Consider the following 1,236-nt stretch of genomic DNA (forward strand, 5'->3'; position numbering starts at 1 on the left):
GCCAGGCGCCGCGCTTAGGCGCGGCCGGCCGCAGCCGCTCGCTCCAACGTGCCCGGCGCCGGTAGGATGAATTTCCGATCCCGCAACGCCTCGATCAACGCGGCGATGATCGGAAAGCCGCGATCGGTCGATTGTGCTATGAAACGCACGCCGCTCGCTTGGCTGCGGGACTATCCACAGTCGCCCAGTCCAGCCAACCTCAACGGCATTCTGGACCGCCTCACGGCGGTGCGCGAACTGGGCCCCGATCCGGCCCTTGCCGACGCCTCCTCTGTTGTGGCGGTTAAAACACCTACCACGTTAGCACATCGATGCCGTCGAGGGGCGTCCACCCCATCATCATGGATAGACGGTAGAAAGATCAATCGGCAGCCTTGATTAACGTCTGCGATGTTTGACCCTGGCCATCCATGGCGGAGTGCTCTCGCTGAGGTTAAAGGCAGCCTCTTCGGCCTCGTACCGGGTCAGCCCGGTGAGCGGCCGACCGTATCTCTCGGCGGGAAGCCCTGTCAGGCTATCGATCACAGACCACAGCCCTGATTCCGACGACAGAATCTTGTAGCGCCTCATCGAGCCCTCGCTTGCTAGAAGCACAGAGAACTGCCGCTTTACCAGAAGGTTCCGCAATGCAGCATCAAAATGTTGCGACGCAGTATGAGAGATTCAGTTCATATGACGGGCGGCCGGTGGATCCGGGTACAACGGTAACATTTCCGTCGTTTCCGACGATTATAGGTTGCGCATCACTTCTGATTCGGGGGACCAGATGGCGGATTCAGCGCAAGAAGCAAATCTTTCGTTCGAGCAGCAAATGGCGGTGGAACGGCCCGACGCCGGCGCCGTGCCCAAGAGCGCTGCGGACTGGGGCATCAAGGATCTGGCCATCCTGCCCGGTGATGTCCAGAAGACCCGACGCCTTCGCAGCCCGAAATTCGAAGGTCTGCCGGCCGACGCCAGCACCATGTTCGAGCAGTTGTCCGTCACCCTGGAACAGGTTGTCGGCTCCAACGATCTGCGCCCGGCCTGGTGGCTGGAGGAAGGCGCAGCTCGCTCGCGCGCCGTCTGCAAGATCGACGCTTCCGGTGTCGACTACAAAGGGCGCTCCGGCACCTGGAGCGGGTCCGGTTTTCTGGTCGCGCCGGGTATACTGTGCACCAACCATCACGTCCTCAACAGCAAGGAGGTCGCCGTCCGCAGTCGCGCGCTTTTCGATTTCGCCGCCCTTCCCGACGGGAC

At 61.8% G+C, this 1,236-nt stretch carries 1 protein-coding gene and 1 pseudogene; one reads left to right on the plus strand and one right to left on the minus strand.

Annotated elements, in window-relative coordinates; translation table 11 throughout:
• Window positions 1-14: 14 nt before the first annotated feature.
• Complete coding sequence (locus EN749_RS35990) at window positions 15-149, minus strand: DUF4158 domain-containing protein (RefSeq protein ID WP_128364977.1); 135 nt, start codon at window positions 147-149, stop codon at window positions 15-17.
• Window positions 150-811: 662 nt separating this feature from the next.
• Here EN749_RS35990 and EN749_RS35995 point away from each other — a divergent pair.
• Window positions 812-1,236 (plus strand): annotated as a pseudogene (locus EN749_RS35995) (hypothetical protein); the annotation flags it as partial.

Source organism: Mesorhizobium sp. M7A.F.Ca.ET.027.02.1.1 (assembly GCF_004022985.1).
Classification (GTDB): domain Bacteria; phylum Pseudomonadota; class Alphaproteobacteria; order Rhizobiales; family Rhizobiaceae; genus Mesorhizobium.